Origin of the sequence: Rosistilla oblonga (assembly GCF_007751715.1) — a bacterium.
In the GTDB taxonomy this organism is placed as follows: Bacteria; Planctomycetota; Planctomycetia; order Pirellulales; family Pirellulaceae; genus Rosistilla; species Rosistilla oblonga.
The window spans coordinates 2,976,997-2,992,258 of record NZ_CP036292.1; the positions used below are offsets into that span (position 1 = coordinate 2,976,997).

At 59.6% G+C, this 15,262-nt stretch carries 13 protein-coding genes; 5 read left to right on the plus strand and 8 right to left on the minus strand.

The genetic code is table 11. From position 1 onward, the window contains the following. Positions 1–22: 22 nt before the first annotated feature. The 4 genes from mgtE to CA51_RS10555 form a co-directional block, all read right to left on the minus strand. A complete protein-coding gene (gene mgtE / locus CA51_RS10540; protein WP_145120343.1) occupies positions 23–1,384 on the minus strand; it encodes a magnesium transporter in 1,362 nt (453 codons plus the stop codon). 113 nt (positions 1,385–1,497) lie between these two features. Further along, the gene (locus CA51_RS10545) at positions 1,498–2,643 is read right to left on the minus strand and encodes a trans-sulfuration enzyme family protein (protein ID WP_145120345.1); all 1,146 of its coding nucleotides are present in this window, start codon (positions 2,641–2,643) and stop codon (positions 1,498–1,500) included. A 60-nt stretch (positions 2,644–2,703) separates the two neighbouring features. Next, complete coding sequence (locus CA51_RS10550) at positions 2,704–3,942, minus strand: M16 family metallopeptidase (protein WP_231746109.1); 1,239 nt, start codon at positions 3,940–3,942, stop codon at positions 2,704–2,706. Positions 3,943–4,042: 100 nt separating this feature from the next. Then, the gene (locus CA51_RS10555; RefSeq protein ID WP_145120347.1) at positions 4,043–5,215 is read right to left on the minus strand and encodes a M16 family metallopeptidase; all 1,173 of its coding nucleotides are present in this window, start codon (positions 5,213–5,215) and stop codon (positions 4,043–4,045) included. Between the two features lie 391 nt (positions 5,216–5,606). On the opposite strand from CA51_RS10555, the gene CA51_RS10560 reads away from it, so the two are divergent. Then, complete coding sequence (locus CA51_RS10560) at positions 5,607–6,542, plus strand: 2-hydroxyacid dehydrogenase (RefSeq protein WP_145120348.1); 936 nt, start codon at positions 5,607–5,609, stop codon at positions 6,540–6,542. 495 nt (positions 6,543–7,037) lie between these two features. On the opposite strand, the gene CA51_RS26355 is transcribed toward CA51_RS10560, so the two are convergent. Beyond that, a complete protein-coding gene (locus tag CA51_RS26355) occupies positions 7,038–7,160 on the minus strand; it encodes a hypothetical protein (protein ID WP_261343015.1) in 123 nt (40 codons plus the stop codon). Positions 7,161–7,213: 53 nt separating this feature from the next. On the opposite strand from CA51_RS26355, the gene CA51_RS10565 reads away from it, so the two are divergent. The 4 genes from CA51_RS10565 to CA51_RS10580 all read left to right on the plus strand — a co-directional run bounded on the left by CA51_RS10565 (position 7,214) and on the right by CA51_RS10580 (position 10,630). Then, positions 7,214–8,194: a DUF1207 domain-containing protein gene (locus CA51_RS10565; RefSeq protein WP_231746110.1), complete on the plus strand. Its 981-nt coding sequence runs from the start codon at positions 7,214–7,216 to the stop codon at positions 8,192–8,194. A 262-nt stretch (positions 8,195–8,456) separates the two neighbouring features. Further along, on the plus strand, positions 8,457–9,368 hold the full coding sequence (locus CA51_RS10570; protein WP_145120352.1) for a sugar phosphate isomerase/epimerase family protein: 912 nt from the start codon (positions 8,457–8,459) through the stop codon (positions 9,366–9,368). A 12-nt stretch (positions 9,369–9,380) separates the two neighbouring features. After that, complete coding sequence (locus CA51_RS10575) at positions 9,381–9,914, plus strand: PH domain-containing protein (protein WP_145120355.1); 534 nt, start codon at positions 9,381–9,383, stop codon at positions 9,912–9,914. Further along, complete coding sequence (locus CA51_RS10580) at positions 9,911–10,630, plus strand: PH domain-containing protein (protein ID WP_145120357.1); 720 nt, start codon at positions 9,911–9,913, stop codon at positions 10,628–10,630. Before CA51_RS10575 ends, CA51_RS10580 begins: the two co-directional genes overlap by 4 nt. A 76-nt stretch (positions 10,631–10,706) precedes the next feature. Here the strand turns inward: CA51_RS10580 and CA51_RS10585 are convergent, their stop codons facing one another. From CA51_RS10585 to CA51_RS10595, 3 genes are all read right to left on the minus strand, one after another. Beyond that, complete coding sequence (locus CA51_RS10585; RefSeq protein ID WP_197451736.1) at positions 10,707–12,074, minus strand: SGNH/GDSL hydrolase family protein; 1,368 nt, start codon at positions 12,072–12,074, stop codon at positions 10,707–10,709. A gap of 54 nt (positions 12,075–12,128) precedes the next feature. Then, the gene (ilvE, locus tag CA51_RS10590) at positions 12,129–12,986 is read right to left on the minus strand and encodes a branched-chain-amino-acid transaminase (RefSeq protein WP_145120361.1); all 858 of its coding nucleotides are present in this window, start codon (positions 12,984–12,986) and stop codon (positions 12,129–12,131) included. Positions 12,987–13,257: 271 nt separating this feature from the next. Next, positions 13,258–14,868: a prenyltransferase/squalene oxidase repeat-containing protein gene (locus tag CA51_RS10595; RefSeq protein WP_145120363.1), complete on the minus strand. Its 1,611-nt coding sequence runs from the start codon at positions 14,866–14,868 to the stop codon at positions 13,258–13,260. Between the last annotated feature and the right edge of the window lie 394 nt (positions 14,869–15,262).

A 15,262-nucleotide genomic window follows, 5' to 3' on the forward strand; every position in this document is an offset into this window, starting at 1 on the left:
AATGTGGATGAAGCACTAGTCGTTATTCCGCGACGCCACTTAGCACGATGCGGGCGACGTTGATGTAGATCATGATCCCTAAAATGTCGACGATCCCCGCGACAAACGGATTGCTCATCAAAGCGGGATCGAGCTCCAAGCGTTTGAACAGCAGCGGCAGCAGGCCGCCGGCGATCGCTCCGCTGCTGATCACCAACAGCACGGTGATCGGGATCGTGATCGCGGCGTACGCGCTGGGGGCGACAAACAACGCAAAGATATATCCGATCGTTCCCAGCGAACCTCCTAACAGCACGCCCATCATGACTTCGCGGCGCGCGACGGTCCGCCAGTCTCCAACTTTCACGTCGCCACTGGTCAGCGCCGTGATCACCAGCGTCGCCGATTGGCTGCCCGTGTTCCCACCGCTACTGATCACCAACGGAATGAACCAGGCCAACCAGATGAATTTTTCCAGCTCGACGTCATAGTGCCTCAGCAGAAGCATCGTCAACATCGCGGCGAAAAAGAGGACGGTCAGCCAGATGCCTCGCTTCCAGGTCAGCGTGAGGATGTTCTCTCGCAGGTAACCTTCATCCAGCGGAGCGACCGCCGCGATCCTTTGAACGTCTTCGGTCAATTCGTCGCGCAACACATCGATCACGTCATCGTGGGTGATGATCCCCATCAGCACGCGGCCCTCGTCGACCACGGGAATCGCCAACAGGTTGTAGCGTTCGACCTTTTCGGCGACCGATTCTTGATCTTCGTCGATCTGCACCGTGACGATATCGGTGTCCATCAGTTCGCCCATCGTGGTGTTGGGCTTTCCCATCGCCGCGATCAACTGACGCCCCGAAACCACCCCACGCAATTGGTGATCTTCGTCGACGACGTACAGATAATAGATCGTCTCGTGATCCGCGGCCTGACGGCTCAGGTCGTCCAACGCCTCGCGAACGGTCAGCGAGGCGGAGAGCCGAACGAAATCGGTCGTCATCAGCGCGCCGGCGGTCTCTTCGGCGTGGCTCTTCAGCCGCATGATGTCGCGGCGTTCGGCCTCGGGCAACAGCGGCAGGATCTCGTTGGCCCGCTCGTCCTCCAGTTCGTGGATCAGGTCGACCCGATCGTCCGAAGGCATCTCGGCGACCAAGTCGGCAAGCCGCTGCGGATCCTCTTGTTCAAGGATCTCTAGCTGACGCTCTTCCTCCAGATAACTGAAAATCTCCGCTCGCAGCGCCACGTCGGCGTGCTGCAAGACCTGCCACGCCTCGTTGGCTGTCAGCCCCTCCATGAACTCAGCCGTGCGGACCGGATGGAGTGCCGTGCAGAACTCTGCAAGATCCGAATCGTTCGATTCGGCAAGCATTTCACGCAGTTCGGGTAGAAATAGAGTATTGACCATGGGGCTCTAAGTGGGCGCGTCGTGGTGTGGCGGACGGTATTACATCGGCGTCAAAAAAGTGGGAGATAGCTTTGGGGGGGGGGAGCTGCGGGCTCGTTTCAGCCAGCGGAAATTCAAACCGATTCGATGGCTTGTTCGATATCTTGTCGTAGATCGTCAAAATCTTCTAGACCCACCGACAGGCGGACCAGCGCGTCGGAGATGCCAGCTTTGGCGCGGTCGGCGGGATCGTAACTGGCGTGCGACATCGATGCAGGTTGTTCGATCAGCGATTCGACCGCCCCCAAACTGACGGCCAAGTGAAACAGGTGCGTCTTGCCCACCATCGCGGCGGTCGCCTTAAAGTCTCCCGCCAGTTCAAAGCCGAGCATCGCACCGTAGATGCCGTCGAATTGGCGCGCGGCCAGTTCGTGGCCGGGATGCGATGTGAGCCCGGGATAATAGACTCGCGAGACACGAGGGTGGGCGGCGAGCCAATCGGCCAATCGCGCCGCGGTTTTACTCTGCTCGCGAATCCGAACGTCCAGCGTCTTGAGCCCGCGGCCGATCAGAAAGCTACTGAACGGATCGAGGACCGCGCCGGTTGCGTTTTGGACAAAATAGAGTCGGTCGTAGAGTTCTTTGTCGGCGACCGAGAGGGTTCCGCCCAAGCAATCGCTGTGGCCACCGAGGTATTTGGTGGCCGAGTGCATGACGATGTCGATCCCAAATTCCAGCGGCCGCACCAAGACGGGCGTTCCGAAGGTGTTGTCGACACCGATCAGGGCGCCGCGGGAATGGGCCAGTTCCGCAAGCGCGGTGAGGTTGGGGATCGAGAACAGCGGGTTGCCGATCGTTTCCGCCCACAGCAGTTTTGTATTCGGTTGGATCGCCGCGGCGACAGCGTCCAGGTCGGTCATGTCGACAAGCGTCACCGAGATCCCGTTGCGATCGCAGATCTTGTGCAGCAAGCGGTAGGTGCCGCCATAGATGTCTTTGCCGGCGACGACATGGTCGCCATTGCCCAACAGCATCGTCACGCAGTGCGTCGCCGCCATCCCGCTGCTGAAAGCCAATGAACCGACAGCACCCTCGAGCGAATTGAGCGTCGCTTGCAGGTTCGATCGCGTCGGATTGCCGCTGCGCGAATAATCGAACTCGCCCCACTCACCCGCCCCGGGTTGGCGAAACGTGCTGGCGAGATGGATCGGCGGCACGACGGCTCCGGTCTGCGGATCGATCGAGTTGCCGTCGTGGATAGCGCGTGTGCGGAATTTCATAATCGTCGTGTCGGTGATGGGATGTGTGTTGTGTAAAGCTGTGATCCGCGAAGCTGTTGGCTACTCCGCCGGTGTCTTGGTGACGGTGCGAACCTCGGTCGTGAACCGCATCGGATATTCGGCAAGCACCCGATGCAGATCTGCTTCGCCAACGCCGCGATATCTCTTCAATTGATCGTCGAGCGTCTCATAAACGCCTCGCATTTGCCAGGCGTTGCCGATCGAAAACATCCGATTGCTCGGCCGCTCGCTCGACAGGATCAGCCCGGCGCACATGCGGTTTTGGGTTTGCTGGATCTCTTCGCTGGTCGGTCCATTTTTAACGAAAACTTCAATCGCTCCATCGACGAGCGCCAGGTTCGATTCGACATCGTCCGGGGCACAACTGAGATAGGTGAACAGCAACCCCGTGTCTTGAAACTCTTGAGTCCACATCGTCGCGACGTCGGCGCGGCCGGTGTCGATCAGGTCCCAGAACAGTCGGCTGCCCCCTTCTTCTCCCATCATCGAGACGAGCATTCGCATCGCGAAGCGGTCGTCGCTGGAGATCGCAGGAGCGGCGCCAACGCGGATCACGTACGTCTGGCTGGAATCGGGTACCTCCAGTTCGACTTTCGCTTCGCCACCGACGGTTGGCGCGGCGATTCGCGGCGGGAGATCAGCCGAGGGCCAATCGCCGGCGAGCGCTTCGACCTGGCGGACGACGGCGTCGAAATCGACGCATCCCGCGACCGACAGCAGCATGTTTTGCGGATCGTAGCGCCGTTCGAAGTACTTCCGCATCGCGCTCGATGTCATCTCGCCGATCGATTCGGGAGTCCCCAGCACGCGGCCGCCCAGCGGATGACCGCCAAAATAGAGTTCCATCGAACGTTCAAACGCACCAAACGGCGGTTGGTCATCGTATTTAGCGATCTCTTCGAGGATCACCTGACGCTCGGTCTGGAAGTCGTCGTCGCGCAGCGCCGGACGCATGATGTCGCATAACAGATCGATTGCCCGGTCCTGGTACTTCGGCAATACGGTCGTGTAATAAACCGTTTGCTCTTCGCTGGTGTAAGCGTTCGCTTGGCCGCCCAGTTCATCCAGCTCACGATTCACGTCGGCAGCCGTTCGCCGCGCGGTCCCCTTGAAGACCATGTGCTCCAGGAAATGGCTCAGCCCCAATTCCTCGGGCTGTTCGTCGCGAGCACCGCTGCGAACGAAGAACCCAAATGCAGCGGTGTAGCCCGCCGGATTGATCTCCGCGATGATTTGCAGGCCGTTGGCAAGCGTGTGCTGTTTGAATTCCAAAGTCATCGTAAATGGGTCACATGCAAGTAGAGGTTGTGTTGTGGGGCAGGTCGGCGGCGGTAAGTGGTGCTGGCGACGTAGCGATTGAATCGGAGGGGCTCGCGGCTTAAGGAACCTTCAACGGTTCGGGGCCAACGGTCACGATCCGCAAGTCTTTTGGCGGATTGCGTTTCCAGTAATCGACGAGATCGGCGGTCGTCAGTGCGTCGATTTTCTTTTGCAATTCGTCGCGCGATTGCACGCGGCCCAACAGGTACCAATCCGAAACGATCGCCGAGGCTCGCGACGCGCTCGATTCCTGTTCCATGATCAGGCTGCTTTGAATCCGCACCTTCAACCGCTCCAGTTCGCCCTCTTCGATTCCGTCGGCGATCCCCTGCAGTTCCTGCAGCGTGACGTCGAGCGTCTCTTGAGCGCGCTCGGCCGTCGTCCCTGCATAACAGAAGACGCCACCCCCTTCGCGGGTCGAATGACAACCGGCGGAGATCGTGTAGCACAGCCCACGCTCCTCGCGGACTCGCGTGAACAACCGACTGCTCATCCCATCGCTCAAAACGCCGACAGCCGCTCGCATCGGGTAGTATTCCGGATCGCCATAGCGAACCGCGGGGAACGCGATTCCGAGGTGCGTCTGTTGCGATGGATGTTCGATGTGTTCGTACCCCGCGCGGCCGACGATCGGTTGATCGGGGGCCGGATCGTGCGGTTGCCAATCGGCAAACAACTTTTCGACGTGGTCGCGGACGACGTCCCAATCGAAATTTCCTGCGACCGACAACATCGCCCCGCGAGGTTGGTAGTGCTGCTGATAAAAACGCCGCAGATCAGCGGCGTCGATCGCCATCAAACCGGCTTCGTCACCTAGCGAAGTCCGCCCCAGGACGTCGCCAAAATGCATCTGCTTCAGACGGTTCATCAGCGTTTGCGGCAGGTCGTCTTCGGCGGCGGCGAGTTCTTGCAAGCACATCAGCCGAGCGTCTTCGATCTGGTCGCCCGGCAGATGCGGGTGACGCACGATATCTGCGTACAGCGTCAGCGCTTCGGGAAGCGATTCGGCTGGCATCGATCCACCGAAACTGCCGTGCGCGGTGGAGATGCTGCTGGATCGGTCCAAACCCAGATTGTCTTGAACGGCGACCAGATCGCGGCTGCTGTAATTGCCCGCGCCGCGTTGGATCATCTCGTTGACGAAACCGGCAAGCCCCAAGCGGTCGTGCGGTTCATATCGGCAGCCAGCGGGCAGCATGAAGGCAAACGCCGCGGAGCGCAGCCAGGGCATTCTCTCGCCTAATAAGACAAGGCCGTTGTCGAGGGTGTGATGGAGCGTTGTTTCGTAAGGCACGGATTGCCGCCAAATTGGGTGTGCAAATGAAATACAGCTGCCGAGATTATGACCGAATTGGAGGTCGGGCAGGAGGGGGAGATGGGCGTTGCGAAAATGGCAACTTCCCCCACTTCGCAGCGAAACGTGGCAGCAATTTGGGCTGCCGGATCGGTCGGTTGTGCGGTTTCGCATTGGTCCGCGGACCCGCCGTTTTCGTGATCGGCGGTTGGTTCTAAATCGCCCTGCTTGCGCAACGCGAAAAAACGGCGACTCAACGCGTCAATAGAGGGCTCAAAATTGGCGCAAGTGACTGCAGCGGGTCGCGACCCGAGATACAATCAGCGGGATGAAAGACATCATTCTCACCGATCCGCTGCCAAAGTTCTTTTTGCCTCCCGCGCAGGTGCGATGTGAACTGCGCTATTTCGATTCGGCAACCGACGCCGACTTCGCCGCCGCTCGCGGTATCTTGGCGTACGGGCACGTCCGGATCGACGCCCCGATGATGGATCGTTGTCCCCAGTTGCGCGTGATCAGCAACCATGGTGTTGGAGTCGATCATATCGATTTGCAGGCTGCCGCGGCGCGAGGTATTCCGGTCGGCAATACGCCCGGATGTGTCGACGCGGCGACCGCCGATCTGACGATCGCCCTGATGTTGGCGACGGCGCGAAGGTTGGTCGTCAGCGATGCCTTTGCCCGCAGCGCGGAATTCACGCAATACAACCCAGCGATCTTGATCGGCCAAGAAGTGACCGGCAGCACGTTGGGAATCGTTGGAATGGGGCGGATCGGATGCGAAGTGGCGCGGCGAGCCAAAGCATTCCAAATGCGGCTGCTGTATCACAACCGGTCCCGCCGTCCCGAAGCCGAAGCCGAGTTTGGCGCCGAGTACCGGTCGCTGGACGATCTGCTGCAAGAGTCCGATTTTGTTTCGCTGAACTGTCCGCTGACGGCGGAGACGACTGGTTTGATCGGCGCGGCGGAACTTGGAAAGATGAAGCCGACCGGGATCCTGTTGAATCTGGCTCGCGGTCAGGTCGTCGATACGCAGGCGTTATACGAAGCGCTCCGCGATGAAAAGATCCAAGCAGCGGGATTGGACGTCACCGATCCCGAACCGTTGCCCCGAGATCATCCGCTGTTGCAGTTGTCCAACGTGATCATCACGCCGCATCTGGGCAGCGCCACCGGCCGCACGCGTCACACGATGATGCAGCGAACGCTCGAAAACCTGTTCGCCGGCCTCGACGGTAAACCGCTGCCCAACGAAGTCAAATAGCCGCTTCGGCTGCTTTGTCGATCTGGCTTTGGATACAAAGCGTCCTGGCGTTTTGATAGTTAAGGCGACGGGGAGTTATCGCGGCGATTGGCGGCGGCGCGACTTGGAATCGGTCCTCGAAGATCGCTAGCGACTGGTGCACTGCGGCAGCAAACGCATTTGCTGGCATTCTTTTCACGTCAAACAAGCTGATGCCAACGATGGCTGTCCGCGCGAGACGTGGCTCACGCAATCGTTCGTTAGCTGTCGCCGCATATGCTAGCGAATCGTATCGAGCGAAATCGCCAGTTGTCCATTTTACCTAAGAACAATGGGCCCGCGACGGCCGATATATCCAAAAGCATCGAGACGCGATCGCAGTGACTTGCGATTCGCTAGCAACCGAGGTGGCGATTGCATCGGGCCGTGGCCCGACCGATGGCGAAGGAAGGGGATGTGGGCATTGCGCCCAACAAATGCGAATGGCTGCCTTGCGGTATGCCAGGAACGCCCGCTCTACGCCGCGACACCACCTACGCTGCTGGTGATTGCCGATGCGGCGGCGAGCTGACGAAGCGGATCGTCCTCGTCGATATCCTTTGTGGGATCGTAACTGAGTTTGTATTGCTTCGAATTCATCAATGCAGGCAAGCTGTTTGTACCATTCAAACTTCTCAAACCGCCTAGTTGCAGTGGCTGGATCCCTTGCCTGGATCTTGGTGCTGCTGACTGCCCCGCAGTCCATTGTCACCGGCGACGATCGAATTGCCGCTGTGTCGTGGAGTGAAGTCGCTGCGCTGGCTGCCGACCCGGTTGTCACCGTCGACGAACCGGCTGTCATTTTTGATCCGGCAGCCCAGCCCATCCCGCCGCTGCCGCCAGCGATGATCACCGCGGCGGCGCCTCGAGACGCGTGGACTTGGCAGACGCTGCCCGAGGGTTTGCTGTGGCACTCATATATGGCGGGGCCTCACGAACCGCGGATCTCGACGGTGCTCTTCAGCGAACATGATGGCGGTGCGTTTTGGGACGCGACGTTAGGTGGCCGCGTCGGCCTGCTGCGTTATGGCTCCAGCGACGCGAAGCACCCCGAGGGTTGGCAATGGGATCTGGAAGGGGCGGTGATCACGCGTTTGGATCTGTACAACTCCGAGGACGTTGAGTCGAACGATTTCCGCTTCGGCACCGAGCTGACAAAAGCTTTGGGAGCCTGGTCGCTGAAGTTTGGCTACTTCCACATCAGCTCACACGTGGGCGACGAATATATGGAGCGGAACCCGACGTTTGAACGGATTAATTACGTCACCGAATCGCTGGTTCTGGGAGCGAGCTACCAAGCCTACGAATCGCTGCGTCTGTACGGCGAAACCGCTTTTGCATTCAAGATGTCTGGCGGTGCGAGGCCTTGGCAATTTCAAACCGGTTTTGAGTTTGTGCCAGCTCCCAAGTCGCTGAAGTGGGGCGGTCCGTTTTCCGCGATGAATCTCGACATCCGCGAAGCGGTTGGGTATTCGCCCAGTTTGACGGCCCAAATGGGCTGGCAAATTCCGGGCAGCCAATCGGGCCGGCGGCTCCGCTGGGGCGCTCAATACACCAACGGCCACAGCAGCCAATTCGAATTCTTCCAACGCAAAGAACAGACGATCGGCGGCGGCATCTGGTTCGATTACTGATGTCGACAGGGCTGATCTCTGTTTGATTTCGGGCATTTATTGGTAACCCGACGCGTAAGCGAGTCACCGCGTGAATTTCTCGCTTACGCGTCGGGTTACCGTTTTCGGCGACGCCTCGGTCTGAAAAAGCGATTCGCCCTTCTGATGCTGAGCAAGTCGCGGGAAGGGAACCGTGGGATCGGTTACAATGTCGGTGCCGGCCTGCTGATGCGATGGCCGCGTGCTGATTATTGTTCTCTCCCAACACCGTGATTGATCTTTCATGCAAGTCTCTCGACGCCAATTTTCCGCCACCTGCGCTGCCGCCGGGGCGGCTCTTGCGCTGCCTCAGTTCGCTCGCGCTGCCAACAGCGGTTTCCAGTTCCGTTACCTGCTCGGTTCGTGCATGTATGGCTATGCACCCGTCGCGGAGATTCTGCCCGAAGTCGCGAAGACCGGTTCGGTCGCATTGGACATCTGGCCCAAGGCTCACGGCGATCAACGCGAGCAGTTAGATGCGATGGGAGAAGAGGCCTTCGCCACGCTGCTGAAACAACACAACGTTCAACTGGGCTGCATCACGCAGTACAAGCTGGGGCCGTTTGGACTGCAAGACGAGATGCGGCTTGCACAACGCCTCGGCTGTTCCACAATCGTAACCGGCGGCAAGGGGCCCAAGGGATTACAGGGAGGTGAACTGAAGCGAGGGGTGGCGAAGTTTGTTGAGCAGATGAAACCGCATCTGGCGGTGGCGGAAGAGACGGGTGTCACGATCGCTATCGAAAACCACGGCAACAATTTGATCGAATCCCCCGATTCGCTGCGGTGGCTGATCGATCTGTGTCCCAGCGATCATCTGGGAATCGCCTTGGCACCGTATCATTTGGACCAAGATTCGAATCTGCTGGCCGAATTGATTCTTGCCCTAGGCGATCGGTTGTCGGTCTTTTATGCCTGGCAATACGGGATGGGCTGCATGAAGAAGCTGCCCAAACGGCAGGAGTTGTTGCAGATGCCGGGTCGAGGCGAGCTCGATTTTGCCCCGCTGGTCGACGCGTTGGTCGAGACGAAGTTCAGCGGCTGGACCGAGATCTTTATGCATCCAGTGCCGCGGGGGATTCCGATTTTGGAATCGACAGACAAGGTGACTACCGAGATCAACCGCTCGCGAGCCTATCTCGAAGACCTTATATAGACGAGGATCGACGTGACCGAATCGCCCCCGCCGACGCAACCCTCCGACGCGATGTTCGACGCGTCGAAGATCACTCGCCCGGACGATTCGCTGTTGGTTTATTACGCGTTGGTCGCGGCGTGCACCGTCATCGGGTTCCCGTTCGTTTTCATTCCGCTGTGGATCCGATTCAAAACGCTCAGCTATCGCTTCGACGATACGGGCGTTTCGATGTGTTGGGGCTACTTTTTTCGGCGCGAGGTTCATCTCACGTACCGGCGGCTGCAAGACATCCATGTCACGCGGAACATTGTCGAACGCTGGATGGGGCTTTCGAAGTTGCCGCTGCAAACCGCTTCGGGAACCGCCGGGGCGACGATGCAGATCGAAGGGATTCGCGATCCCGAACCGCTACGCGATTTCCTATACGCTCAGATGCGTGGGGCGCGGAACGATTCGCTCGATCCCGAATCGGTCGATAGCGACGATCAGGTGCTGGGCGTCTTGACCGAGATCCGCGACGAACTGCGTCGGATTCGCAACGTTCCGGAGGGCGACGACAGATGACAGCTCCCGCTCCTCGGTCGGCTCAGTGGCTCTATCGCGGCGTCTGGAAAATTTTGGTCGACTGCTTTCGCGTTCCCGATCATCCGCCGACGCTGCCGGTTGTCGACGGCGGTTTCTATCGCAGCTTTCAACCCTCGCGGCGATTCTTGAGCTACCTGAAGTTCAATTTTTGGGTTATCGCCGCCGTCATCGACCTCGTGATTGCAGTCGCCTTGGCCGCGGTTGCGATCGAAGAGGAAAAGCTCGCGATGTTGCTGGCGGTACTGGCGATTCCGCTGATCCTTGCTGGGCATCTGGTCGTTTATATCGCGCTCCATCTTCGCTACGACACGATGTGGTATGTGATCACCGACCGCAGCTTGCGAGCGCGGCGTGGGATCTGGGTGATCTACGAACATACGATCACGTTTGAAAATGTGCAGAACGTCTATCTGCGACGCGGGCCGCTGCAGCATCTGTTTGGGATCTCGGAGCTGGTCGTCGAAACCGCGGGTTCCTCGCAGGGGGAGGCGGAGAGTCCATTCGCCAGCGGCAACAAGTTGCTGGTGCAGGGGATCGAAGACGCCGCGGAGCTCCGCGAACAGATCATGTCGCGAGTCAGCCAGTCGCGCTCGGCGGGATTGGGCGACGACCAAACCACATCGCCGACAAGCGGATTTTCGCCGCGTCACGTGGCGATGCTGTGCGAGATCCGCGACGAGATCAAAGGCCTTTGAGGTCGAAGCATCGGATGCGGCGATGACGATTCGATCGCGGTGATCCGCCCCGACGTTTAACCGATTTGCCGAGGGCTCATTCGCCAGCGACTTGGCGGATCGCGATCTTGTGAGTCACCGGTTGCATGGCATCGGCGATCGCATCGGCCAGCGGCTTGCGAACCGCTTCGGTTTCTTTGACGGCGGCGTCGAAGTCTTTTTTCCCCTCGGGGCCGTGGAAGATCTTCTTCACCTGCAGCGTTTCATAAGCTTGCTTTTTGGCGACCGCTGCATCGACGCGGTCGAACGATTCGCTGAACGGGTTTTTGGGAAACTCCCACGCCAAGTTGATCCCTTGGGCGAGTTGATCCGCGTTGTAGGTCTGCGTCTGGTCGCCCCAAGTGATCTCCCACTTTGTGCCATCGGCCGCGTTGACCTTCAACAGAAATCGGTTGAGATCTTCGTTGAAGGGAACCAGCGTCATCCCCGATCGGATCGAGTTTTCGCTGTGCAGCGTGCCGGTCGCACAGAAGGGATACCGCGTGCTGGTGACCGTTGCGACGCCGTCGGCATACGAATCGATCGAGTGTCCGCCGTTGGCGGTCGCCGTGTTTTTGTCGGTATCGATTTCGATCGTTCCCAGGTCGCCGTCCAGTCCCAACGATCGCAATATCGTCCAGGCCATGATCACCTGACCGGCCCAGCCGGGATGGATCCCATCGCTGCCGGCAACGCGGTAGGGCTTCTCTTCGGTGGCGCCGTGTTGAGCCGGTGCGAAGACTTGAGCTTGCAGCATCGGCCAGAAGATATCGGCAAAGCGGACCTGTTCTCGCTCCGCCACGCCGATCGCGATGTCTCGCAAAGCGCACAGGTTCAAGTTGTGTTGTTCCAACGTTCCCGATCGGCTCTTAACCCAAGTCGCGATCTTGCCGGCACAGCCAGGCGACCCGACGACGACGCGGACGTCGTTCGCTTTAAATTTCTGCACGATCGCAGTGTAGTGATCCTCGTACCATTGCCCGTTGGTGACGTCGAACGGTCGGTAGCGGGAATCGTTCATGCCGTACGCCAACGTGGCGATCGTCGGCGAGAAGGTCAGGCAATCCTTTTCCATCCGCCGCAGAAAACCGTCGGTCTTCTCGCCGCTCCAACCGTACTGACGCGCCGTGATCTCCAGTTCCGGAACGCAGACCGTCAGGTAGGTCTCGATCAGCCGCGAGTACATCTTTTGTTCGGTGATCGAATCGCCACAGATCGCCAAACGATCCCCTTTCCGTAACAGAAGCTCACCCGGCTGTGGCGCCCGCCGTGGATTGAAACTCGCAAACGCAGGATCGTCCGGTTTCGTCTCGTACAGGTACGGGCCGAGTTTCGGCGGCGCGGCGGGAGAGGTCGCAGGTTGGCCCAACGCGGTGAAGGCGAACAGCGGGGAGAGGAGCGAACAGAGCGCGAGCGAACGAAACATGGAAACCATCTCGGAATGCGGAATCGAATCGGAAGGTGGTGCGGCAGCGGTCGCCTATTGGCGGACCAGTTTATGGAACGCTTCGAGCAGACGTTTGGTGATCGGCCCCGGTTTGCCATCGCCGATTGGGCGGTTGTCCAACTGGACCACCGGAACGACTTCCGCGGCGCTGCCGGTCAGGAAGCATTCGTCGGCGACAAACAGATCGTGCCGCGTGAGCGTCATCTCGCGGGTCGGAATCCCCAGGTCAGCGGCGATCTCCAGAACGGCGTTGCGAGTGATCCCTTCCAAGATTCCCGAATCGGTCGACGGCGTCTTGAGGACTCCCCGGTCGACGATGAAGACGTTGTCGCCGGTGCATTCGGCGACGTCTCCTTTGTGGTTCAGCATCAGCGCTTCGACGCATCCGGCCTGCAGACCTTCCATCTTGGCGATGATGTTATTCAGATAGTTCAGCGACTTGACACGCGGGCTGAGCGCCGCTGGATGGTTGCGGATCGTCGACGCGGTCACCAAGTGCAAACCGTTTTCGTAATATTCGCTCGGATACAGCGAGATCTTGTCGGCGATGATGATCACTTGCGGATTGGTGCAGCGGTTGGGATCCAGGCCCAGCGAACCGGCACCGCGGGTGACGATCAAACGGATGTAGCCGTCGATGATGTTGTTGGCAGCCAACGTCGCTTTGCAGTCTTCCGCCAGCTGCTCGCGTGTGATCGGCAGCTCCAGACAGATCGCTCGGGCGGAATCCCACAGCCGATCGAGGTGATCGTCCAGCTTAAAGATCTTGCCGGCGTAGCTCCGCATCCCCTCGAACACGCCGTCGCCGTACAGCAACCCGTGGTCGAAAACGCTGATCTTGGCGTCTTCTTTAGGTACCAATTGTCCGTTGAGTGAAATTTGCAGCGACATGAGCGACGTATCAAATGAAGTTGTTTAATTAAATAGAGTTGGCCGGCGTTGGATTCCGGCTGCTTGCCGATCGGTACCAGCGGCAGTCCGCATTTCAAATCGAGGTATCAGCCGGCACGCGACAGCGCCCGGTTCGCCAAGGAACCGTGGGTGCATTCGCGTGCCGACTGACTTGCCTGAACGTAAAAACGAGGCCGCCGCAGCCTTTGATCGGGGCAGCGGATTGTATTGCCAAACGCTTGCCAAGTATAGGTTCTTCGCCGCTGGAACACTACAACGGGAATTCGGCTTCGGCCCACAACGGCAAGTACCGGTAATAGGTTTCCAGGACCAGAGCACACATCGCGGTGCTGTACAGCCGCCCGCCGACGTTGCCAAAGCGGTCGGTGAAGTGCCAGCTGCCGACTTCATGCCCCCGCCGCGATTGCGTTTTCACCAGGTAATCGCGGAGCTTGGCGTTCCATTCGGGGAAGCCGTAATAGCGGGCATGGTGCAGCGTCATCGTGGCGTAATAGTTGAAATAGACGTTCGTTTTCGAGGGGCCCAATTCGTACAGATAATGACAGCCCTCCATGATCGCCGCGTCCCCGGGCGGTTTGCTCAGATACATCTGCAGCAGCAGACCGACAGCTGTCGGCGTCGCTTCGGCGACCGGTTCCAGGTAGCCAAACCGCGAGCCCTGTTGGCTGCCAAGACTGGTGACAAAATCCTCCGCTCGCGAATGGACGCTTGTCGGAAAGGGGAGCCCGCCAATCTGACAGCTTTTGAGCGCCATGATCTGCCATCCGGTGATCGTCATGTCGCCCGGCTGCCCGGGGTTGTATCGCCAGCCTCCCTTTTCGTGCTGAGCCATCACGATGAACGACTGCAGATCGCGAAGCATGCCGACCAGGTCTTCGTCTTTGGTCATCGCGTAGGCTTCGGCGACTGCCAGCGTTGCGATCCCGTGGCCGTACATGCTGCCGTGCATCAATTCGCGGCCAACCGCTGCGTCGCGCAACTGGCTTCTTAGGTAGTAGAGTCCCCGCGAGACGGTTTCGGCATGTTTGCCGCTGCGGTGCGTATACCCGGCTCCCAGAAATGGCAGCAGCGCCAGTCCGGTGGCTGCCGTTTTGGGAGTCGCTTGGCCGTCGGGATTCGATCGTGGATTGCGGCACTGGCCGTTGCAGGGAGCATGGGAGAGGTCGAAGTCCCAGGAGCCGTTGTTTTGTTGGTGAGCGACCAACCAATCCAACGCCGCTTCGACAGCCTGTTCGCTGGCGTCGCTGGCTCCATATTTTTCAGCCAGTTCCTGTCGTTTGCCGGCGACGCGCCCCTCGATCCCCGCATTGCCTCGCATCCGCAGCGCGGGCGTCGACGTCGGCTGTTGCAGTCCATCGATCATCTTCCGGATCGTATCCAGCGGCTTAGTTGGCGCGGTAGCCGTGAGCGCTTCGGGCTTCTCGAACTCGACCGCCTCGACCGCCGCTTCGATCGCGTGGTCGGGCATCGCTTCGGTTTGCCGGATTTCGACGATGGGGCGATCCATCGGCGGCGTCAGCTCGATCGGCATCGGCGCCTCGCGCTCAAACCGCGCTTGGATCGTAAACAAGTTGCTTGTGGTTCCGACGACGGTCCAGAGTGCCAGGAACAGCAGCACGCCGCCGTGCAGCAGGCCGCTGACCAACCAAGCGGGAACCCTCGCGTCGCGCAAAAAAGCTTGAGTCGCAGGCAGTGGTTGCTGGTTCTCTTGCTCATCGGCTAACGAATCGAGCTGTAGCAGTGCGCTGGGGGGCGGAGTGATCGCCGGAGGAGCGGTGGGAGTCGTTTGACGCGCAGCATCCAAACCCGCCGCGGGTGGCGGAGTCGGATCGGGATGCGGCGGAGTCGGGGGAGCGGTCATCGGATTTGGCGCGCGGGTCGAGACGCAGAACAGCACCTTGCATCATAGTCGCCCGTCGGCGAAGTCGGCAGTTTTGCGTCGAATCGAAGCGTCGGGGAGATCCCCAAACATGCGAAGCATAGCTCGCCCCCAGCGCGATGCGCGATCGCAAAACTCCAACCGCTACAACCGTCAAAACCGGAAGGTTTCACCCTCCCCCAAACGAAGTTTGACAGGGGAGGGTCGAACCAGCGCAGCGAAGTTCGGGGAGGGGAGGCGCGCGGCACCGGTGGTGTAAGCCACCAGCATTTAATATGGCGCCGTTCGGGCTCAGGAGACCAACACGCGGGCGGTCATGGTCAGGACGTTGCAGGCCGGAGGCCGACACATCCCCTGCCGGTGGTGTAAGCCACCG